The organism is Snodgrassella sp. W8132 (assembly GCF_016100865.1).
Classification (GTDB): domain Bacteria; phylum Pseudomonadota; class Gammaproteobacteria; order Burkholderiales; family Neisseriaceae; genus Snodgrassella; species Snodgrassella alvi.
Window position 1 is genome coordinate 33,024 of record NZ_JACFRQ010000004.1, and the last position, 20,979, is coordinate 54,002.

At 40.3% G+C, this 20,979-nt stretch carries 20 protein-coding genes and 1 riboswitch; of the genes, 10 read left to right on the forward strand and 10 right to left on the reverse strand.

Features of this window, described 5'->3' with window-relative positions; translation table 11 throughout:
- Positions 1-567 precede the first annotated feature (567 nt).
- A riboswitch (TPP riboswitch) is annotated at positions 568-657 on the forward strand.
- A 57-nt stretch (positions 658-714) separates the two neighbouring features.
- Positions 715-1,377: a thiaminase II gene (gene tenA / locus H3U82_RS09830; RefSeq protein WP_198210391.1), complete on the forward strand. Its 663-nt coding sequence runs from the start codon at positions 715-717 to the stop codon at positions 1,375-1,377.
- A 263-nt stretch (positions 1,378-1,640) separates the two neighbouring features.
- Here the strand turns inward: tenA and H3U82_RS09835 are convergent, their stop codons facing one another.
- The 6 genes from H3U82_RS09835 to H3U82_RS09860 all read right to left on the reverse strand — a co-directional run bounded on the left by H3U82_RS09835 (position 1,641) and on the right by H3U82_RS09860 (position 8,616).
- Positions 1,641-1,868 carry a SlyX family protein gene (locus H3U82_RS09835; protein ID WP_037393173.1) on the reverse strand — a complete coding sequence of 76 codons (228 nt, stop codon included), beginning with the start codon at positions 1,866-1,868 and terminating at the stop codon, positions 1,641-1,643.
- A 120-nt stretch (positions 1,869-1,988) separates the two neighbouring features.
- The gene (gene rpmG, locus H3U82_RS09840; RefSeq protein ID WP_025329834.1) at positions 1,989-2,144 is read right to left on the reverse strand and encodes a 50S ribosomal protein L33; all 156 of its coding nucleotides are present in this window, start codon (positions 2,142-2,144) and stop codon (positions 1,989-1,991) included.
- 26 nt (positions 2,145-2,170) lie between these two features.
- Positions 2,171-2,404 (reverse strand): 50S ribosomal protein L28, encoded by a 234-nt coding sequence (gene rpmB, locus H3U82_RS09845; RefSeq protein WP_002216391.1) that lies wholly within the window; start codon positions 2,402-2,404, stop codon positions 2,171-2,173.
- A gap of 255 nt (positions 2,405-2,659) precedes the next feature.
- Positions 2,660-4,159, reverse strand: a complete 1,500-nt coding sequence (locus H3U82_RS09850) for an efflux transporter outer membrane subunit (protein ID WP_198210392.1) — start codon at positions 4,157-4,159, stop codon at positions 2,660-2,662.
- Positions 4,156-7,368, reverse strand: a complete 3,213-nt coding sequence (locus H3U82_RS09855; protein WP_078475051.1) for an efflux RND transporter permease subunit — start codon at positions 7,366-7,368, stop codon at positions 4,156-4,158. Before H3U82_RS09855 ends, H3U82_RS09850 begins: the two co-directional genes overlap by 4 nt.
- Positions 7,369-7,380: 12 nt before the next feature.
- Entirely contained in the window at positions 7,381-8,616 is a 1,236-nt protein-coding gene (locus H3U82_RS09860; RefSeq protein ID WP_100125991.1) for an efflux RND transporter periplasmic adaptor subunit, read from the reverse strand.
- A 310-nt stretch (positions 8,617-8,926) separates the two neighbouring features.
- Here H3U82_RS09860 and H3U82_RS09865 point away from each other — a divergent pair, with 310 nt between their 5' ends.
- Positions 8,927-9,556 (forward strand): TetR family transcriptional regulator, encoded by a 630-nt coding sequence (locus H3U82_RS09865; protein WP_041879958.1) that lies wholly within the window; start codon positions 8,927-8,929, stop codon positions 9,554-9,556.
- A gap of 101 nt (positions 9,557-9,657) precedes the next feature.
- On the opposite strand, the gene H3U82_RS09870 is transcribed toward H3U82_RS09865, so the two are convergent.
- Complete coding sequence (locus H3U82_RS09870) at positions 9,658-10,110, reverse strand: universal stress protein (protein WP_025329829.1); 453 nt, start codon at positions 10,108-10,110, stop codon at positions 9,658-9,660.
- A gap of 177 nt (positions 10,111-10,287) precedes the next feature.
- Between H3U82_RS09870 and H3U82_RS09875 the strand changes: the two genes are divergently transcribed.
- Genes H3U82_RS09875 through H3U82_RS09885 form a run of 3 tightly spaced genes read left to right on the forward strand, consistent with a single transcriptional unit; the run spans position 10,288 to position 12,284 of the window.
- Complete coding sequence (locus tag H3U82_RS09875; RefSeq protein WP_198210393.1) at positions 10,288-10,719, forward strand: thioesterase family protein; 432 nt, start codon at positions 10,288-10,290, stop codon at positions 10,717-10,719.
- Positions 10,720-11,622, forward strand: coding sequence for a tyrosine-type recombinase/integrase (locus tag H3U82_RS09880; RefSeq protein ID WP_100125988.1), 903 nt, complete (start codon positions 10,720-10,722; stop codon positions 11,620-11,622).
- Positions 11,623-11,645: 23 nt separating this feature from the next.
- The gene (locus tag H3U82_RS09885; RefSeq protein ID WP_037476080.1) at positions 11,646-12,284 is read left to right on the forward strand and encodes a LysE family transporter; all 639 of its coding nucleotides are present in this window, start codon (positions 11,646-11,648) and stop codon (positions 12,282-12,284) included.
- A gap of 80 nt (positions 12,285-12,364) precedes the next feature.
- Here the strand turns inward: H3U82_RS09885 and H3U82_RS09890 are convergent, their stop codons facing one another.
- Both H3U82_RS09890 and H3U82_RS09895 read right to left on the reverse strand, forming a co-directional pair.
- On the reverse strand, positions 12,365-12,754 hold the full coding sequence (locus H3U82_RS09890; protein WP_110413790.1) for an aminotransferase class I/II-fold pyridoxal phosphate-dependent enzyme: 390 nt from the start codon (positions 12,752-12,754) through the stop codon (positions 12,365-12,367).
- Between the two features lie 238 nt (positions 12,755-12,992).
- Positions 12,993-14,354 carry an MFS transporter gene (locus tag H3U82_RS09895; protein WP_198210394.1) on the reverse strand — a complete coding sequence of 454 codons (1,362 nt, stop codon included), beginning with the start codon at positions 14,352-14,354 and terminating at the stop codon, positions 12,993-12,995.
- 304 nt (positions 14,355-14,658) lie between these two features.
- Here H3U82_RS09895 and H3U82_RS09900 point away from each other — a divergent pair, with 304 nt between their 5' ends.
- From H3U82_RS09900 to H3U82_RS09920, 5 genes are all read left to right on the forward strand, one after another.
- The gene (locus H3U82_RS09900; protein WP_143557985.1) at positions 14,659-15,342 is read left to right on the forward strand and encodes a winged helix-turn-helix domain-containing protein; all 684 of its coding nucleotides are present in this window, start codon (positions 14,659-14,661) and stop codon (positions 15,340-15,342) included.
- A 190-nt stretch (positions 15,343-15,532) separates the two neighbouring features.
- Positions 15,533-16,075 carry a hypothetical protein gene (locus tag H3U82_RS09905; RefSeq protein WP_084547615.1) on the forward strand — a complete coding sequence of 181 codons (543 nt, stop codon included), beginning with the start codon at positions 15,533-15,535 and terminating at the stop codon, positions 16,073-16,075.
- A 296-nt stretch (positions 16,076-16,371) separates the two neighbouring features.
- Complete coding sequence (locus H3U82_RS09910) at positions 16,372-17,112, forward strand: carbonic anhydrase (RefSeq protein ID WP_180296338.1); 741 nt, start codon at positions 16,372-16,374, stop codon at positions 17,110-17,112.
- A 529-nt stretch (positions 17,113-17,641) separates the two neighbouring features.
- Positions 17,642-18,235 (forward strand): DJ-1/PfpI family protein, encoded by a 594-nt coding sequence (locus H3U82_RS09915; protein ID WP_084552699.1) that lies wholly within the window; start codon positions 17,642-17,644, stop codon positions 18,233-18,235.
- Between the two features lie 40 nt (positions 18,236-18,275).
- Positions 18,276-19,307: an AI-2E family transporter gene (locus H3U82_RS09920; RefSeq protein ID WP_198210395.1), complete on the forward strand. Its 1,032-nt coding sequence runs from the start codon at positions 18,276-18,278 to the stop codon at positions 19,305-19,307.
- Positions 19,308-19,362: 55 nt separating this feature from the next.
- Here H3U82_RS09920 and H3U82_RS09925 read toward each other — a convergent pair whose 3' ends face one another.
- The gene (locus tag H3U82_RS09925; RefSeq protein ID WP_100125982.1) at positions 19,363-20,562 is read right to left on the reverse strand and encodes an MFS transporter; all 1,200 of its coding nucleotides are present in this window, start codon (positions 20,560-20,562) and stop codon (positions 19,363-19,365) included.
- Positions 20,563-20,979: the final 417 nt, after the last annotated feature.

Consider the following 20,979-nt stretch of genomic DNA (forward strand, 5'->3'; position numbering starts at 1 on the left):
ATCTACACTTAATAAAATAGTTTATACATCAACTAAAGCAGATAACAATCAGAAAAATTTCAGAGGATATCTAAATAAATTTTCTTATGAATAAATATTTAGATATAAAAATTTTCACTACTATTGTAGTTAAATTTCAACTCTCTATCAGTAAACTGCATGCTATACAGCTAATATGCAGTTTACTAGCTACATTTTCTGATTACATGATTTTAAAAAATTTAGTTATGTAATAAATATAAAAACAAAGTGTAAGATGTAATCTTACCAAAACATTTACCATTGATAATTAAATGTAGACTCTACCATTCGCCCGCTACAATAACGGCAGGTAAACTTTCCGCTCAAGAAGCAACATATTTTTTATCAGTCTTAATTCTATTTCAGACATAAATTTGAATAATAAAATAAAAATTTGATCTCTGAATAATGCCCAATATTCTATCTAGAGAATATTTATTCAATATATTTATTGAAAACAACTGTATACTATAGTTGTCAGTACATCTTATAGCTGGTTCAATATTTTTTCTGCTAGTTGTCTGACTTTCTTTTAACCTTTACCGGTTAATTTATCCGGGGTGCCGCTGGCTGAGATTACACCCGTAGAACCTGATGCGGTTAGTACCGCCGAAGGGAGTATAAAACACACTTTTTTCGAATAATAAGTCTGTTTTGTTACTCTTTAATATATTATTTATTAAAGGAGCTTTTATGCCTTCATTTCAATTACTCACAGAAGCCTGTCAGGATGAATGGAACCGCTATATTCAGCATGATTTTATCCGCCAGCTGGGTAAAGGAATATTAGATAAATCGTGTTTTCAGCATTATTTAAAACAGGATTATCTTTTTTTAATTCAGTTTGCGCGTGCATGGGGACTCGCGGTTTATAAAAGCCATGATGTATTTGAAATACGCAAAGCATTGGCAGGTCTCAAGGCTATTATGGATACTGAGCTGGAATTACATATACAGTATTGCAAGGAATGGGGCATCAGTGAACAGGAGCTTAGTACTCTGCCCGAAGCCAAAGCAAATATTGCATATTCACGCTATATACTCGATGCCGGACAACAGGGGGAATTACTGGATTTACATGTTGCACTGGCACCATGCTTAATCGGATATGGAATTATTGCCTGCTGGCTTAAAGATCAGCCATGGTATCAAACAATTAATAACCCTTATCAAAGCTGGGTAGAAATGTACGCAAATGATGAATTTCAGATTGCTATGCAGGAAGAAATAGACTGGATTAATCAGCGTTTAGCCGATATTGATTCACAGCGCTTTCAGCAACTGAGCAAAATTTTTACTAAAGCGACACAATTAGAAGCTGATTTCTGGCAAATGGGACTGGATAAAAGCTACTAACTAAACCTTTTATATGCATGACTTTCCTGTCAGGGTAACTGATGGGAAAGTTCAATAATATTCATATAGCATATTATTTCTATTAGAATAAATTTAAATTTTTAAAACAACACTAGAAATTGTATGATTGATTATTCTCTATAAAAAAATTGTTTATTTAAAACTCTGCTTCAACATTTATATTAATTAGATTTCCAATTAATCAAAACGCGGTACATCTGAAATTGAAATTTTCTGCTTTGTAATACTCCGGACAAAATTAATCAATAATGGGGCGGAATTTCATTAGCCGGATTAAATGGTTCGTTACCATTTTCTATCTTGTCTGGCAGGCGCTGATAAAGCAGACGCAGTTGTGCCTGCTGTAAATCCAGAGTTTGCTGAATTCGTGCTATGGTATCACTCAGGCTCTGGATAGTTTCTGCCTGTAGTGCACTTTCAATTTCCAGCTCTTCGATTCGGTGTTGTAATGCTTCCAGTATTTCAGGCATGTTGTTATCCATTGTTTGATTATTTAATCTTTACCGGCAAAGATAATCTAATTTTGATTATTTGTAATAAAAAAACCTGAGCAATAAACTGCTCAGGTTTTTTAAACCAGTAAGAAATAATTATTTCAGTTTGGTTTCTTTGTACAGTACATGTTTACGCACTACCGGATCGAATTTTTTGATTTCAAATTTACCGGACATGGTACGTTTATTTTTGGTAGTGGTATAAAAGTGACCAGTACCAGCAGAAGATTCCAGTTTAATTTTGTCGCGCATTGCTCTATCCTTAAATCACAATATGATTAAGCTTCACCGCGAGCGCGCAGGTCGGCCAATACTACATCGATACCTACCTTGTCGATTGTACGCAAGGCGGCGTTAGAAACGCGCAGGCGTACCCAACGGTTTTCACTTTCAACCCAGAAACGACGTGATTGCAGATTAGGCAAGAAACGGCGTTTGGTTTTATTGTTGGCGTGTGACACGTTGTTGCCACTCATCGGGCGCTTACCGGTCACTTTACATACACGTGCCATGGTTAACTCCAAACTTCTAATAATTTTGTAAAACGCGATTTATACCATGAAAAGCGGAATCTATTCAAGGGTTAAATCATTTTGTATGACATGAACAGCTGAAAATGTTGCTGTTGAATCAGGCAAACTGTAGTAAGTACAGATTTGATACAGGCTGATTACCGGTTCAGGTTACTGCCTGTACTGCATTTTCAGTAAGCTGCTTATGTCGTCAGACGGATGGCAGAGTAATACTGCCATCCGGATTTCAGACAATTACCGCACCGTGGTTGTGGTAGTAGTTGTCGTGGTAACGCTAGTGTTTTCTGCAGGGGTGACCGTTTGCTGATTCAGGCCGCCACCCAGTGCTTTATAAAGATCGGCACGGTTTTCCAGCAGAGTCTGCTGTGTATTGAGTAATGCCTGCTGTGCTGCATAACTGTCACGTTCTGCGTCCAGCTGTTCCAGTGAGCTGGCTATACCGTGTTTATACCGTAACTGCGTGAGCTTGTAGCGATTAGTTTGTGCCTGTTCACCACGTGATTTAGCCTCATACTGCTTTTTAAGGGAATCACGTGCCACCAGTGCATCGGCCACATCACGGAAAGCAGCCTGTACAGTTTGCTCATACTGGGCTACAGCAATGTTTTTACGCGCTGTTGCCAGATCCAGATTACCTTTGTTTTGCCCCCATGTGAAAATCGGCAGGGTAATCTGTGGCGTAAAGCTCCATGTACGGTTCGGACCATTGAAGAGATGACCAATATCGTTGCTGCCGGAGCCAATACTGCCGGTCAGGCTGATGCGCGGGAAAAATGCTGCCCGTGCCGCACCGATGTTGGCATTAGCAGATTTAAGCGCAAACTCAGCTGCACGTACATCCGGCCGCTGATACAAGATGGTCGACGGCAAGCCGGCCGGCAGCTCCACATTCACGAACTGGCGGCTCAGTGGTGCTGCTGCCGGTAAATCGTCCGGCAATGGTTTACCCACCAGCAAAGTTAAGGCATTGTGAGCCTGTTCACGCGCCTGTTTAGCCGCAGCATAATCGGCACGGGCTGTTTCGATTTGTGCTTCTGCTACATCTACCTGTACCTGTGAAATCACACCGGATCTGAATTGCAGATCAGTCAGACGCTTGCTTTCTTCACGTGATTTTAATACACGGCTGGATAAGTCCATTTGTGCCTGAGCAATACGCTCAGCAAAGTAGGCTTTGGCCACGCTGGCAATCAGGCTGATCTGGGTAGAATCGCGCACCTGCTTTTGCTGGAAATACTGATTCAGAGCCGCATCAGACAGGCTTTTAACCCGTCCGAATAAATCCAGCTCAAATGCGGTTACACCTAAACCGACATTATATGATTCTGCAATATAGCTGGTTTGCTGACCCGTAGCATCACGCATAGCGCTTAAGTCCTGCGCAACACGCGAACGTCCGCCATTACCTGTCGCACCTAATGCAGGCAGGCGGTCTGCGCGCTGAATAGCATACTGAGCCCGAACCGCTTCCACATTTAATGCGGCCACACGCAAATCACGGTTATTAATTAAAGCCAGATTGATAATCTGTTTCAAACGCTCATCAGCGAAGTAGTCCTGCCAGCCGAGATTGGCGGCAGCCACTGAACCGGCATACCGGTCATTGGCTGCTGCACCTGGAAAGGTTTCTGCCAGCTCTACTTTCGGCTGATGATAGCGGGGTGCCATCGAACAGGCAGACACTACTCCGGCAACTAATACAGCCAGCAGAGTAGGTTTCACTATGTGTTTCATGCTTTATCCTCTTTGTCTGTCTGATTGGCAGACTGCACACTGACACTGCCATCACTGTTTACTGTCATCGGCAGATTTTTGTCATTGTCAGGAGTACCGCCATTTTTGTCGTTCTTTTTCCTGCTGAACAGACTGCGTACAGTTGAATAGAATACAGGTACAAAGAACAGAGCCAGACAGGTACCCACTAACATTCCCCACAATACGCTGGTACCAATGGCTCGCTGACTCGCAGAAGAGGCACCACTGGCAAAGTACAGAGGCACTACACCCATAATGAACGCAATGGATGTCATCAGAATCGGACGGAAACGCAGGTGAGCGGCAGCCAGTGCAGCTTCAAGCGGACTTTTACCCTGCTCTTGCAACTCCTTGGCAAACTCCACAATCAGAATGGCGTTTTTAGCACTCAGACCAATTACGGTAATTAACCCCACCTGAAAATAAACGTCGTTCTCCATACCGCGCATCCATGTACCCAGCACGACACCAAGCAGACCCAGCGGTACTACCAGCATTACGGATAATGGAATTGTCCAGCTTTCATATAGTGCGGCCAGACACAGGAATACAGCCAGCAGTGAGAACATATAGAGGATGGTAGACTGGTTACCCGCATCTTTTTCCTCTTTAGACAGACCTGTCCACTCATAACCAAAACCATCCGGCAGCTTGCTGGCAATTTTTTCCATTTCATTCATGGCATCACCAGTACTGTATCCCGGAGCAGCATTACCGGTAATCGCCATAGCGGTATAGCCATTGTAGCGGACAGTTTGTGCCGGGCCGGTAATCCAGCGTGTCTTCATGATGCCGGATAATGGTACTGGCTGTCCCTGTGCATTATTAACGGTAAGCTTGCTCAGGTCTTCAGGTGTCATACGGGAAGCCACATCTGCCTGTACAATTACGCGCTGCATACGTCCTTTATTCGGGAAGTCGTTAACGTAGTTGGAACCCAGAGCAGTACTTAATACAGTTGAAATATCACCGAATGACACGCCTTGTGCATTAGCAGCATCGCGGTCGATATCAATCTGCAATTGCGGTTCATCTTCCATGCCGTCCGGACGTACCTGTGTCAGCACTTTACTTTCACGCGCCATACCCAGCAGCTGATTACGCGCGGCCAGTAACGCCTCATGACCTTTACCGCCACGGTCTTGCAGCCGGAAGCTAAAGCCGGTACTGGTACCCAGTTCAGGAATGGATGGCGGTACCAGAGCAAAGATATAACCATCACGTACTGAACCCATCATAGCACCGGTAATACGGTTAGCCAGTGAATTGGCGCTGTGTTCCGCACCGCTACGTTCTGACCAGTCTTTCAATACAAGGAAGCTCAGACCAACGTTCTGCCCCTGACCTGTCATACTGAAGCCCAGTACGGATACCATGTTTTTCACTTCAGGCTGATGAAGAGTGAATTCTTCCATCTTCTTGAAAGTATCCAGGGTACGATGCTGAGTCGCACCCGGCGGCAACTGAATCAAAGCAATGGAATAACCCTGATCTTCCTCCGGCAGGAATGAAGTCGGCAGACGTACCATTACTAACAACGCACAGGCTGTGATAGCAGCATAGATGATGAACATACGTACGCTGCGATGCAGTACATAAGCCACTTTGGATTCGTATTTTTTGGCACCGCTGGTAAATTTGCGGTTAAACCAGCCATAAAAACCCTTTTTCTCCGCTTCATGTTCGTTAACTGGTTTAAGCAAAGTAGCACACAAGGCCGGTGTCAGCGACAATGCCAGAAAAGCAGAGAAGAAAATAGCTACCGACATCACAATAGAGAACTGACGGTAAATATTACCAGTAGAACCGGAGAAGAACGCCATCGGGATAAATACGGTAATCAGTACCACTGTAATACCGACTACAGCGCCGGAAATCTGCCCCATAGCCTTTTCTGTAGCAGGCTTTGGCGGCAAATGTTCATCGGCCATGATACGTTCTACGTTTTCCACCACCACAATGGCATCATCGACCACAATACCGATTACCAGCACCATGGCAAACATGGTCAGTACGTTAATCGACAGACCGGCAAAGTACATGATGGTAAAAGCACCCAGCAAAGCAATCGGTACCACAATCGTCGGAATCAGGGTATAGCGAATGTTTTGCAGGAATACCAGCATAACAAGGAATACCAGTACAATCGCTTCTACCAGAGTATGTACCACTTTTTCAATGGAAATACTAACGAAAGTGGAGCTGTCATATGGTGCAGACCAGCTCATGCCGGCAGGGAAATATTTTTGCAAATCGGCCAGCTTAGCCTTAACTGCATTGGCTGTAGCCAGTGCGTTACCTTTAGTCGTCAGCTGAATACCTGCACCCACCACGTCTTTACCATTCAAACGGGCACCAGTAGAGTAATCCTGTTTACCCAGCTCTACACGAGCAACATCTTTCAGACGTACCAGTGAACCATCGGTATTGGCTTTAACAATAATATTTTCAAACTGTTCAACTGTTTTCAGCTGACCTGGGACAATGATAGTCGCTGTAGTCTGAATATTATCAGGTGAAGGCAAAGCACCCAGACTACCTGCAGAAATCTGCTGGTTCTGTGCAGCTACTGCGGCATTAACTGCTGCCGGTGTCAGATTAACACTGCGCAGCTTGTCTGAATCCAGCCAGACACGAATGGCGCGTTCAGAACTGAACACCATTACATTACCTACACCGTCAATACGCTGTAATTCCGGCTGAATGTTACGTACCACATAGTCTGCCATATCTGCCGGGGTCAGATTAGGACTATCACTGGTATACATGGTTACCATCAGGAAGTTACTCCGTGATTTAGCAATCTGTACACCAGTCTGTTTGACCATAGCCGGCAAACGCGGTTCTGCTCGTGAAAGCGCATTCTGCACATTCATCTGTGCAATATCATCATCAGTACCCGGGTAGAAGGTCAGGGTTAATGTACCCGTACCGTTGGATAACGATTTTGCTTCCATGTATTCCAGGTTTTCCAGACCGTTCATTTCACGTTCGATACGTGACAATACAGTATCTTCAATGGTCTGGGCATCAGCACCCGGATAGGAAATAGTCAGGCTGATGGAAGGAGGAGCTACTGTCGGATACTGGGCAACAGGCAGCTTGGTAATACACACTATACCGGCAATGATGATGAACAGCGCCACCACCCATGCAAAAATCGGTCGGTTAATAAAAAATCGTGACATATTACAGATTCCTTACTGAGCCTGAGAGGCAGATGCCGCAGAAGCTTTAGGTGCAGATGCAGAAGCAGCCTTAGCCTGAGGCATAGGCGCACCATTAGCAGGTGCAGGTTTCCACGGCTGAGTCTGTACTTTCTTCGCACCGGTTAACTGCACTAGTGCCAGACCATCCATTGCTACTTTATCTCCCGCACGCAAACCTCCGCTGATTACCCAGTTTGTGCCTTTTTGCTGTACTACGGTTACATTGCGCACAGCCAGACTGCCATCAGCATTAACCACCGTAACCGTATCACCACTGGCACCACGGGTTATTGCCTGCTGAGGCAAGACGATGGCATTCTGAATTTCAGCCTGCGGAATCTCTACACGTACAAACTGTCCGGGCAGCAGCATATCATCATCATTAGGAATTTCGGCACGTACTTTAACTTCACCGGTACCTTCATCTACTGTCATATCTGTAAACAGTAAACGACCTTTTTGCGGATATTCACTACCGTCATCAAGCTTGATGGCCACTTCGACGGCACCATTGATGGTTTTCATCTTACCGGCAGCAATATCCTGACGGATCTTCATTGCCTGTGCGGCAGTCTGGGTCAGGTCAACATATAAAGTATGTGTTTGCTGAATCAGCGCCAGCTGAGTAACATCATTCTGGCCGACCAAAGCGCCTTCAGTTACCAGCGCCTTACCAATACGGCCTGAAATCGGAGCACGTACATAGGCATAACCAACATTAATCTGTGCGCTTTTAATTGCAGCCTGTGCGCTGTCAATCTGTGCATGCGCCAGGCGCTGTTGTGCGATTGCCTGATCAAATTCCTGTTTACTGATTGCGTTAGCTGCAACCAGCGGGCGATAACGGACAATATCGGCATCAGCCTTCGCCGCATTAGCCTGTGCGGTTGCCAGGCTGGCACGTGCCGATTGCAAAGAAGCTACATAAGGCGCATTGTCGATCTGAAACAGTGGTTGGCCTTCTTTAACATAAGTACCTTCTGTAAACAGACGTTTCAGCAAAATACCAGCCACACGGGCACGTACTTGTGACTCGCGAATCGGCTTCAAACGACCAGTCAGCTCGGTATCTACAGTCACCGTTTCCGGATGTACAGTCAGTACACTAACCATTGGTGCAGGTGGTGCTGGTGCTTTGTCGCCTTTGCCACATGCAGCTAATGCCAGCGCACTTGCCAGTACTATCGCACTGATGCGCCATTTATCTGCTTTTCGATTCGTTCCCATATTCACCTCAATATGTGCATATATACTTTAAAAATTAAATAACTTTTTACTATACTGTGCTAAAAATATGACAAAAATAGCGCTGGTGCCAACACTTAGGGCTGCCGAAATCTAAATATCAGGCAGCCAGCAATGCGACAACAGACGATTAAATAAGAATAGCTTTACGCTGCGCATTATACATGCAACAATGTATGTATACCAGATGCAATAATTTAATACTTAAGTTATTTTAATCAAAAAATCTTGTGCTAATCTGAATTAAATACAGATTTGCCTAATTTAATTTACAGATAAACGGAAATTTATTATGCGCAAGACCAAAGAAGAAGCCCTGCAAACCAAAGAGGCTCTCATGGCTGCTGCACTGGATATATTTTACCGGCGCGGTGTCAGCCGTGCTTCACTGCAAGAAATTGCCAGCGCAGCCGGCGTGACTCGCGGTGCTTTATACTGGCATTTTAAAAATAAGGAAGACTTATTCGATGCGTTATTCCAACAGGTTTTCAGTAAACTGAGCAGCCAATTGCAGCATGACATTGACACCAGTTCTCCTGACGCATTGAACAATCTGATGCAGGCGCTAAAACACATGTTTCAACGTATGGCTACGGATAATAATTATCGTAAATTCTGTCATATCCTGCATTTGAATTGTGAGCACACTGCTGACAACCATGCGATTGTGGCTTTGTTGCAAAAATACCAAAATTTATGGTGGCAAAACCTGTGTGCTGTATTTCATATGTGCTGTCAGCAGCATATTTTGCCCGCAAATATCAATATCCAGCAGGCCGCCCTGTATTTTCAGGCCCTGTTTATGGGATTAACCAATTTATGGCTGACTGACCCGGATAATATAGATATTACCAGTATTGCCCCTAATTTTATTAATATTGCCCTCGAATCACTGCACCATAATCCGAATCTTCGCCAGTAAATCATCCATCCTGATTGGAATTGATACTTTACATAAATAAATAGCAGGCAATAATTGAGCTCATTGCCTGCCAGATTTCAATAGAAATAACAAATTGTTAATCAGTCATCATCACGTACACGTAATAACATCACCGGAATATCAGACTGTCGTAACACACCTTCAGCCACAGAGCCCATTAATATATGCATAAAACCACTGAAGCCGTGAGTACCCATCACCAGCAAATCAACATTATGTTCCGTCGCTTCCTGAATCAGCATATCAGCCACCTTATCACCGGCACTTTCCAGCACTTCAATTTCATACTGCATACCGGATTCTTCAAGTAGTTTTTCTGCCTGCTCTAAACCTTTTTTACCTGCTGCATTAACTGCTTTGCGTACTTCTTCAGAGGGCAGCGCTCCTACACCACCCCAGCTAAACTGTGCCAGATCCACAACATTGACTACCCGTAGAACCGCATTACATAATTTAGCCAGCATTATTGCTTCCTGCAAGGCTCGCATAGCAGCTGCACTTTCATCTACCGGTACCATAATTTTGTGATACATCGTTATTCTCCCTGCCCGACAAACCATAACTGCGTTTGTTAATAAACTGAAAAACAACAATACAACCTAAGAAATACTGGCAAAGCTTAGCACAAATTTGCCTGATACAAACATCAGCCGGCTACAGAATACCTCAAAAACTGCTACCATCTAGCCTGAATCCAGTAAGGAAAACCCATGAGCCGTATTCATATCGAACCACCCGAACACTGGCTGTTTCATACCACAATCAAGGTATATATCGGTGACATTAATTATGGCAATCATCTGGCCAATGATGCCGTATTACGCCTGTGCCATGAAGCACGGCTGCGCCTGCTGGCCTCGTTCGGCTTTAGTGAAATGGATATTGGTGGTACCGGTTTGATTATGCTTGATGCTGCTCTGCAATTTCAGGGACAAAGCTTCTATGGTGATGAATTAAACTTTGATTTGGATATATCTGAACTAAGCAACACCGGTTTCAGTATTTTGTACCGTATAACCCGTGTCAACGATGGTGCTGCTATTGCCATGGTAAAAACCGGTATGGCTTTTTTTAATTATGAACGCCAGCGTATCAGTCGTACACCTGAGGCTTTTCGTCATCTCCTTGCACAGAGTAATTAAATGCAGACTACTTCATCCCCCAACTGGATACTCTGGAATGAATTTTTTCAGCACTTACAGCAGCGTGGTCTGTCTGCCTTAACCTGCACAGCCTACACTCGTGACCTGATTCAGCTCATCCGGCTTCTGCCCGATAACCTTACTGCTGAAAGCATTACACGGTTGCATCTGGTCGGTGCATTGAAAAAACTTAGCGGGATGGGTGATAAGCCTGCCTCACTGGCTCGTAAGCTTAGTACGTGGCGAGCCTATTTTAATTTCCTGCAACGTCAGGGAAAAATTGAAACTAACCCAACTAACAACATTAAAGCTCCTAAAGCGGGGGCACGTCTGCCAAAAGCCGTTCCGGCAGAAAAACTAAATCACACTTTTGACCAGCCCACAGCCGAAGATACACTATCACTGCGCGATCAGGCTATTTTCGAATTGCTGTATGGCAGTGGCTTACGTCTGAGTGAACTTGTGCAGCTAGACTTGCATCACCTAATGCTGAATGAAAACTGGGTTCATGTTAGTGGCAAGGGGAACAAACAGCGTCAGGTTCCTTTGGGTCAGAAAAGTATTGATGCTTTACAGCGTTACCTACCCCGCCGTTATGCCATTGCGGGAGAAAATGCCGTTTTTACCAGTCAGCGCGGCACACGTCTGAGTGCGCGTCAAATTCAAAACCGTTTAAATGTCTGGTCAATTACTCATGGCAGCGACCGCCATTTGTCACCGCATATGCTGCGGCATAGTTTTGCCAGCCATGTTTTACAAAATGCTCATGATATCCGCGCCGTACAGGAACTGCTTGGGCATAAATCCATCAGCACTACCCAGCAATACACTAAGCTGGATTTCAATCATCTGGCACAAATTTATGACAGTACTCATCCGCGTGCCAAACGTCGTAACAAATAGCCGTTTTAACTCTGAATCTGTTTATGCTTAATCAAACACAATCCATGATTGCCAGTATCGTTTTGCTTAATCTTCTGGGACAGCTATCTCCGGGGCCAGATATGCTGCTTATCAGCAAAACCGCACTGAATTACTCACGCTGGGCTGCATTTTGCGTAGCACTTGGCATTACTACAGGCGTGGCTTTCTGGTTATTACTGACTATTGAAGGTTATAGCGCCTTATTGCAGCAGCTGCCCTGGTTACAGAATATCCTGATGCTGGCTGGCGGTTCATACTTAATCTATTGCGGCTACCAGATGCTGCGTACAGTTATACCCCAGAATAATTCCATTACTGCACCAATACAGGAAAAGCATTTTTTCTGGAAAGGTCTGATTACCAATTTGTCTAATCCGAAAATCATTTTTTATCTGGGCAGCGTTATGTCCATGGCTATGGCTAATGTACATAAACCCACATTAAAATATGAGATTATGCTTATTTTACTGGTACAGGTTTTACTGACCTTATGCTTAATGATATGGCTGTTTTCCTTACCCATAATTAAACGCAATTATTTGCACTGGAGTCTGGCTATCGACCGCATTGGCGGCTGTGCATTCATCTGCTTTGGCTGCTGGTTATATATTCAGATTATCACCAGTCTGCTTTATCATTAACTGATAAATAAAAAGGACAGATAAATCATCTGCCCTAATTTTTTACTGCCAAAATTTATTTTACCCAGTGCACAATAATTCTACTGGCTAAATCCATCATGATAAAATGCCGCCAGCAGTACCATAGTTACCCGATGTGTAATCAGCAATTTCCGCACAAATTCATTTTCTGGCGCAGTGCTGACATCTCCGTAATTGAGTACCCTAAAATATATTCCCTGAGGCACATAAACCTCAAAACGTGAATAACGCAAACCAGCCAGCATAAAATTGCATTTTTGCTGAAAAAAGCAGCCTAACTTTTCATAATGTGAAGCATCTGCCAGATAAACAGCAATAGCATATAGTATAGGCGTATGGATACCAAATACATCAAACTGATGAACCTTGCGAAACGCTGTCATCAATACAGCAGCTGCTACACAATAGCCTATTTTCCAGCCAGTTGCATGTAACAACTTAGCAAACAACCGATAACCAAAGTTCGTTTACGTAATAACGGGTGATTTAACAATATCTGCGGGCGGGGTAATACACAAAGGCATTATTACCAGTGCCCATCTCTGCCAACGCATTCTTATATAATCATTTATCCTGCTCAATTGAACGTAATTGATCGGCTCATTCGAGCATTTTTCCATATGATGATTTATCTTCAATAAGAATTTATTTGAATTGTTAGCCACATAAGTAAAAATGAGACTGTATTTATTTTTTTATTCTAAATAAAGAGACATATGAATAAACAAACATAATAGAGAGTACACTAAAAGTAATACCCCATAATTTTTGATAGGTAGAAATATTCTCTAAAGGCGAAATCTTTGCTTCTAATAACATTAAAGAACATGCTGACCCAATAATAATTCCTCCATTTTGAAAAAGCCTTAATAAGCCTCCAATCGTTGATTGTTTATCTTTTTTTTGATCCATCGCTATCTGAATTAATGAACCTTGAAACAGTCCGCCACCTAAACCGTAGCACAAAGCAGCTATAACATAATTAAAAATTGAAATATTAAAACTCACAAAGAAAAGCAAGGCAAAAGCAAATAGCATAAGCGGTAAAGCATAAATTAGTATAATTTTATTACAACCTGAATTTATTACTTTTCTGCCAAACACACTTAAAATAACGCCAATGGGTGAGGCAGTACAGATTAATCCTATATAATCGATTGGATAATCAGCTTCTCTGATAAACATGAGAGGTGACGCTGAAAAAATGATGCCCGCTGTCAACCCAAATACCAAACTGCCAATTGAAATGTATCTAATTGACGAGATTAATAATAATTTGACAGGAAAAAAAGGATTGGAGCATTTTGACTCTATCCTCAAAAAAATAAAAAAAATGATTAAAGTAGAAATACCAATAAAATTTTTTTCAATCAATAACAGATTTAAACTATTAGAATAAATAAGAGAAACACAAGCCACTAACATCATAAAAAAAAGTATCATTCCTTTTAAATCAAAAGTCTCTCTTTTTAGTGTGTTTACTGCTTTAGTTATTTTTAAACTAAAAAAACATCCCACAATACACAATGGAACATTAATTAGAAACAAAAATTGCCATCCCCATAATTTTAAAATAACACCACCGAAAGAAGGCCCTAAAATTGGTCCTAAACTTATCGCCAACATTATGAAAGAATTTAACCTTATTTTCTGTTTACTTGATTGTAAACCAGCCAGCCCCAAGCAATTTGCCTGCAATAGCGCCGCACCAATTCCTTGCCCGCATCTTGCTATAATAAGCTGATTTGCAGACCCAGAAAAACCAGCTATCAATGAGGTTAGACCAAAAAGCACGAAACCTGCTATTAACGCTATTTTTTGCCCCCAAAAGTCACCAAGCCAACCGCCAGGAACAAGAAAAATAATTAAAAATAATAAATATAAAGTAACAGATAATCCGATATATTCCAAAGAAACACCAAAGTCGATGGAAAACGTATTCAGTGCTAAGTTTATAATACCGGTATCCAGTGTTGATAAGAATAATCCTAAACAACATGTAATATAAATAGAATATATTGGTTTAGAACTATCTACTACTTTAGTCATTTATAGTCCCCGTCTTAATTTGATTACACCATTAGCTAATTGCCTGCAGAAGAAAGTAATTTCACCCTCAACCAACCATCAAATTTGCAATAATGAAATATCCATTTTTCATATTGACTCAAATCTTTTCTCTCTTGTTTTTATTGGTGAAAATATCTGATTAGCTTATTTACTTTTCAGGAATAATGTTTAAAAAGAAATTTAAACAAATTAGCTAAAAAGCGTATATTAATTCGCTGTGCTTAATTGATTTCAAATTGAATAATAATAAAAAATCATAGATTTTTCATGGAGACTCTAAAGAGTGAATAAATTATATTGTAAGGATTTAATACGATTTTCAGACGCAATGTCTGATTTCAGTAGAGTTATAATTATCACTGAATTAATGAATGGCAGAGCTCTTTCAGCCTCATGGTTAGCAAATCGACTGAATCTGTCGCCACAGGCTACGCGTTTTCATTTAAAAAAACTAGAAGATGTTGATCTTATCCATCACAGGGCATGTGGTAAACACCATTACTATGAAATAAAAAATCAAGATACCGCAATGTTTATTGAATCAACTTTTAATATTATTCCCCCAAAAGAGTGTTTATTTTTATCCAATACTAACACTAAAAAAAAATTTAAAGAGGCAAGAACATGTTATAAACATCTAGCCGGTTCATGGTCTGTTGCACTTACGCAGTCATTTATTAATAATGAATTTATTGTTATACAAGATAATTTTTTTTTAGTTACTGAACATGGTAAAAATTTTTTTAAAGGACATAAGCTATTAATCAACGCATCTAAAACAGCTAGTGTTGGAAAGCGCTGTATAGATTTTACTGAGCATAGGGATCATATTGGTGGTCCATTAGGGACTTTATTGCTTCAATCAATGCTACAACAAGAATGGTTTAAACAAAATGATAATAATCGTGAATTGACAATTACGCCAAAAGGTAGAAAAAACTTAAATGTATTATTAATTGATAAATAGAGATTTACAATAAAAATTAACTTTTTGATGATAAACTAATTATATATGTTTAGCATGATGTCAATTCTGGATTAACTGATTCTAAGCAATTTTTAGCTCAAATAAGAGCTTAAGCAGATCATGCTTTAATTGAAAATGATTGCTATCATATCCAGATAAATCAACAATTAGAAGGGGGGCTTTAATTATTATGAAAAAAACATTATTTATATTTTTCTGCTTAATATTTTTTTCTTTCCACACGGCTTTAGCAGGACAAAATAATTTAATACTATTCGAGAAAAAAACAAAAATTATTTTTGACAAAGATATAGTTATATTAGTCACTCCCAGTGAAAATACAATTAATAAGTTAAAAACTAGTATGGGTGATGATTTCTATATTATGGCCGATGACGCTAATTATTACTCCTTCTTAGTTTTTAATTACCTTAAATCTATTAATAAACCATATTTAATAAAGAACGATGAAGCTATTTTTTATTTTCAAAAAAATGGCGTACTACACAAAATACAAAATAATAATTCCCATCTCCATTGGTGGGCATTGTTATATAAACATAACGAAGGAAAATACAAAATTGTAGCTTTAATTGATTTTGAAGATGAATATAAAAAATTCATATCAGATGGAGATACTTATTCAAAAGATGAATGGATTTTTAATAGTAAAGTTAGCGATATACAAAAATACTTTTTGAGGTTCTGCATCAGACTAATTTTACTAATCTAAAGAGTTCTACATATACTACGTTTACCATTTAACAGTAAGTACTGTCGCAAACTTGATTTATATATTTTATTTGATAGCAAATTAATAGATGTTTTTTATATAACACCATCACAAATTTCAGTTCCTCTTGATGGTAATTTAAAATTTAGATTCAACATGATTTAAACCAGAAATAGAATACCATATAAAAAATATTTAATATATTAACAATATATCAGATTCTAACAACAAAAATACTACCCAACTTTACCAAATAAGACTAAACTAAAAAATAATAAACCCATATGAACCGCATCATGAGAAAAAATATTTTAGCTTTATGTCTTAGCCTTGGTCTGGCTACCTCAGCCATGGCGGAACAAACCCACTGGGGTTATCAAGGTGATAACGCACCGGAAAACTGGGGTAACCTGCCTGATGCACAAACTTGTGCATCAGGCAAAACTCAATCCCCTATTGATATTTTTGACAGCAAAAACAATAAGCAATTACCGGCACTGAAATTTAATTATCAACATGCCGATATTAAGCAAATTATTGATAATGGTCATTCACTTCAGTTTAACTTTGATGCAAACAGCACATTTAGCTACGAAAACAAAACATACAAACTGGTTCAGTTTCATGCTCATGAACCGGCTGAGCACACGATTAATGGTGTCCGCTATCCGTTGGAATTACATTTTGTTCATCAGGCTGCTGATCACAGTAATCTTGTCATTGCCGTATTTGTACAGGAGGGCAAAGAAAATTCCTACTTTGAAAAATTATCCGTATTTAAACAACTTGCCAAAAATAGCAGTGAAAATACCGATATATTATTCAACCCTGAACACATTTATCCGAAAAATCACAGCTACTATCGCTATATCGGTTCACTGACTACTCCACCATGCAGTGAACCGGTAACGTGGATCTTATTCCGTCAGCCGATTACCCTGTCCAAGGATGAAATCGAAGAAATTTCTCATTATCTGCCGAAAAATAACAACCGGCCGGTTCAGTCACTCAATAACCGCATTATTGAAAACAATTAAGCTATAATTGCTCAATAAAAGGTCAGAAGAGCATCAGCAAAGTCTGACCTTTTATTAAACCTCACAGCCTAAATGTTTTCAATCCTGCATTTATAAAACCAAATTACATCAGCTAAACTTAAGCAATACTGGAAGAACCATTATCCATGTATGCTTAATGTTATTCTCAATTTTATAAGCTTCAAACTCTTCACCCGTCTTTTCTCAGTTCACCTCTGCCAGTCAGCTCATTTTCAATTTATTTCAGCATTACCAGTTATTCTGATTACAACATTTTTATATTTTTACAACTGAATTATCCACGGATTTAGTTTGAATACTTCACAAGTTCATATCTAACTGAAAAATAATCTGAATTATAATTATATCTAGATAAATTCATATCCTATATTTTTGGATTTGCCTAATTTTAGACTCCACTATCCAAGTACAAATAAGCATCTGAGAAGTGAAAAAATGATATGCTACTCATATTCAAAACAATATCCAGAAATTTATCTTTTCAACCCGTCTACACTAAGGAAAAATAATGCACATCTCTATTATTCTATATCCTGATTTCGAAACTCTTGATGTTTTCGGACCTGTAGAAATATTTGGAAAAGTTCCAGACTGGAAAATGCAGTTTTATTCCCGTGATGGTGGCTTAATAAGCAATCGAGATGGTGTACAGATTGCTACCGAAAGTTTTAATACGATGCCGCAGTCCGAAATCGATACGCTTTTCATTCCTGGTGGAACAGGAGCCAGAACACTTATCCTCGAAGCCGACTATATCAACCAGCTAAAGCAATTGGCACAAAAAAGCCGGTATGTATTAACAGTATGTACGGGTAGTGCCCTACTGGCTAAATCAGGATTACTTGATGGAAAACGAGCAACATCCAATAAACTCTCTTTCGAATGGGTAAAAACTTCATCGTTACAAACTCAATGGATAGAAAAAGCCAGATGGGTTACAGATGGGAAATACTACACATCTTCAGGTATTAGTGCAGGTATGGATATGGCTTTAGCCTTTGTACAAGACAGGGCCGGAGAAACCGTTGCCCGACAAATCGCAACCAGAATCGAATATCGTTGGCAGCAAGACAGCCAGCAAGATGAATTCTGTCTGAAATAAAAATTTATTGTTATAAAAATTAATTAACCCGGGAAAAATTATGCCGTTAGATGAGCAACAAAAAATAGGACTGTTTTTTGTAGTAATGTATTCTGTCTTTTTTATCATATTTATGGAAATACACTTAATGTCCGGTGTTATTTCCGGCTTACTTACCTATACCCTGACACAGAAACTTGAAGATTTCCTGGCCAAAAAAATGCATCGCTGGGGCAATAAAGCCAAACTTTTTTCCGTATTATTACTTTCACTGCTCATCATGGCAATACTCATTAGCGGCTTTGGTTACCTGATTAGCTGGGTAATCAGCGTAGCCAAAGATCCGCAACAAACCCTTACTCATATTCAAAGCTTATTTAACAGCATTGCCAGCTCACTGCCCAAAGAACTAAATAAATATATTCCTGATAATCTGATTGAATTGCGAACCAATGCACTAAACTTTATCAAAGAACATGTTCTATATCTTCAGTCAGTAGTTAAGCAATTATTTCATTCATTACTAATCATCATCATTGGTATGATTATCGGTTTGATTGCTGGCTATCAGCAGAACAAACGCAATATCACTGAAACCCACTCCTCATCAACAATTTATATGCAGGCACTCAAAGAGGGGTTAAATCGTCTGGTACTGGTATTTCAATATGTTGCCTTCTCACAGGTAGTGATATCCTTTTTTAATACCATCCTGACTGCTATTTTCCTGCTTATCATATTACCTTTATTCGGTATTCATCTGCCTTTCAGCAAAAGCCTGATACTGGCTACTTTCGTTCTTGGACTGATCCCCATTATTGGCAACCTCATAGTCAATACTATTATGTGTCTGGTTGCATTTACTATTTCCTTCTGGATGGCGGTAATTGTCCTGTTATATCTAATTATCATCCATAAAATCGAATATATACTCAATGCCAAAATAATTGGTAACAAAATTCACGCCGGCATTTGCGAACTGCTGATTGCAATGGTATTGTCTGAAAGCTTATTTGGCGTAATCGGATTGATTTTTGCGCCTATCTTTTATGCTTTCCTGAAACTGTCTTTAAAACAACTCAAAATCATTTAATCTTATTTCGTATATCAATAAAAAGGCCATGAACAATGGCCTTCCTTTGGGTATTTTAGCGTTTATACCGCTCCACATCCGGTAACAAAATTGTCAGTATTCCAAGTAATGGCAGGAAAGAACAAAATTTAAAAATAAGTTGTAAGCTGGTTTTATCGGCCACATATCCTAAAACTGCTGCTGCAATTCCACTCATCCCAAACATAAATCCAAAAAACAGACCGGCAATCATGCCGACGCGGCCGGGAATCAACTCCTGAGCATAAACCACTATTGCCGAAAAAGCTGAAGATATAATTAAACCAATCACACAGCTTAACAGCGCCGTACCCCAAAGATTTGCATAAGGTAAGGCCAGAGTAAAAGGTGCAGCACCTAAAATAGAGAACCAAATAACATATTTCCGACCAATACGGTCACCTACCGGACCTCCGACAAACGTACCAATTGCCACACAGGCCAGAAATAAAAATAGAAATAACACTGCAGATTGTTTAGTTAGAGCAAATTTTTCAATTAGATAAAAGCTATAATAATTGCTCATACTGGCCATATAAAAAAATTTAGAAAAAATTAATACGGCAAGAATGAATAAGGCCAGAACAGTCTTACTTTTATCATAAGGTAAAATACAATTTGCTGCTGCCTTGTGTCTATTTGCAGCCAGATGACGAGCACTCCATGCACTGATGCGGCACAAAAGCAAAATAGCAATTACACCAATAACGATAAACCACAGAATATTACTTTGCCGGTTATATCTCAGCACAACCAAACTCACCAGTAGCGGCCCAAGTGATGAACCCAGATTACCGCCTACCTGAAATGCCGACTGAGCCAGACCAAACCGACCAGAAGAAGCATTACGTGCAACGCGGGATGCCTCAGGATGGAAAGTAGATGATCCTACTCCCAGAAATGCTGCGGCCAATAATAATAAATAGAATTGACTGACCAAACCCAGCATGCACAAGCCAAACGTCGTTGAAACCATACCTAATGGTAATAAATAAGGTTTCGGATGCTTATCTGTGTAATAACCGATTGCGGGCTGTAAAATTGAAGCTGTAAGCTGATATACCAGACTAATACAACCCACCTGAGCGAAACTTAACTGATATTTTTCTTCCAGTAAGGGATAAGTAGCTGTCAGCATCGACTGAATTAGGTCATTACACAGATGTGCGCCTGCTACCATTAAAATAACCGAAAGAAATAACTGATTAGATGAGAACTGACTATCTTGCTGATTCATTATTTTCAACTAAAGCAAATAAATAAATGATAATTTTGGTATGATATATTACTGAATAAATGTTAATAATTGGCACATTTTTCTATCTAATACAATCTGGGATCTGATAACAATTTAATTTGTTATACTGTCTGCCACAAGCATTTACTCAGACCTAAACAGAGCAATGTCTGCGAATTCCGCAGTCCGAGCACATCCGCTCACTGAACCTCTCCAACGCCGCCGCCATCGTCCTCTACGAAGCGCTGCGTCAGCAGTCCTTCCCCTCTCTAACCTAGATACAGCAACAGCAGCCATATGGCTGCTGCGGTATTGTTTTTCTTCTGTGGTACTTCTCAGTACTTAAAGTAAGAAACCCGGCTGACTAATCAACCGGGTTCTTCTATGGGGAGTCTGGCGGTGTCCTACTTTCACATG

Excerpts from the sequence above, each read along its gene's own strand:
- H3U82_RS09905 (WP_084547615.1), top strand. The coding sequence starts at position 15,533 with ATGAAAAAAACATTATTTATATTTTTCTGCTTAATATTTTTTTCTTTC.
- H3U82_RS09920 (WP_198210395.1), top strand. The coding sequence starts at position 18,276 with ATGCCGTTAGATGAGCAACAAAAAATAGGACTGTTTTTTGTAGTAATG.
- H3U82_RS09850 (WP_198210392.1), bottom strand. The coding sequence starts at position 4,159 with ATGAAACACATAGTGAAACCTACTCTGCTGGCTGTATTAGTTGCCGGA.
- H3U82_RS09835 (WP_037393173.1), bottom strand. The coding sequence starts at position 1,868 with ATGCCTGAAATACTGGAAGCATTACAACACCGAATCGAAGAGCTGGAA.
- H3U82_RS09915 (WP_084552699.1), top strand. The coding sequence starts at position 17,642 with ATGCACATCTCTATTATTCTATATCCTGATTTCGAAACTCTTGATGTT.
- H3U82_RS09875 (WP_198210393.1), top strand. The coding sequence starts at position 10,288 with ATGAGCCGTATTCATATCGAACCACCCGAACACTGGCTGTTTCATACC.
- H3U82_RS09865 (WP_041879958.1), top strand. The coding sequence starts at position 8,927 with ATGCGCAAGACCAAAGAAGAAGCCCTGCAAACCAAAGAGGCTCTCATG.
- rpmB (WP_002216391.1), bottom strand. The coding sequence starts at position 2,404 with ATGGCACGTGTATGTAAAGTGACCGGTAAGCGCCCGATGAGTGGCAAC.
- H3U82_RS09860 (WP_100125991.1), bottom strand. The coding sequence starts at position 8,616 with ATGGGAACGAATCGAAAAGCAGATAAATGGCGCATCAGTGCGATAGTA.
- H3U82_RS09870 (WP_025329829.1), bottom strand. The coding sequence starts at position 10,110 with ATGTATCACAAAATTATGGTACCGGTAGATGAAAGTGCAGCTGCTATG.
- H3U82_RS09880 (WP_100125988.1), top strand. The coding sequence starts at position 10,720 with ATGCAGACTACTTCATCCCCCAACTGGATACTCTGGAATGAATTTTTT.
- H3U82_RS09910 (WP_180296338.1), top strand. The coding sequence starts at position 16,372 with ATGAGAAAAAATATTTTAGCTTTATGTCTTAGCCTTGGTCTGGCTACC.
- H3U82_RS09925 (WP_100125982.1), bottom strand. The coding sequence starts at position 20,562 with ATGAATCAGCAAGATAGTCAGTTCTCATCTAATCAGTTATTTCTTTCG.
- rpmG (WP_025329834.1), bottom strand. The coding sequence starts at position 2,144 with ATGCGCGACAAAATTAAACTGGAATCTTCTGCTGGTACTGGTCACTTT.
- H3U82_RS09885 (WP_037476080.1), top strand. The coding sequence starts at position 11,646 with ATGCTTAATCAAACACAATCCATGATTGCCAGTATCGTTTTGCTTAAT.
- H3U82_RS09895 (WP_198210394.1), bottom strand. The coding sequence starts at position 14,354 with ATGACTAAAGTAGTAGATAGTTCTAAACCAATATATTCTATTTATATT.
- H3U82_RS09855 (WP_078475051.1), bottom strand. The coding sequence starts at position 7,368 with ATGTCACGATTTTTTATTAACCGACCGATTTTTGCATGGGTGGTGGCG.
- tenA (WP_198210391.1), top strand. The coding sequence starts at position 715 with ATGCCTTCATTTCAATTACTCACAGAAGCCTGTCAGGATGAATGGAAC.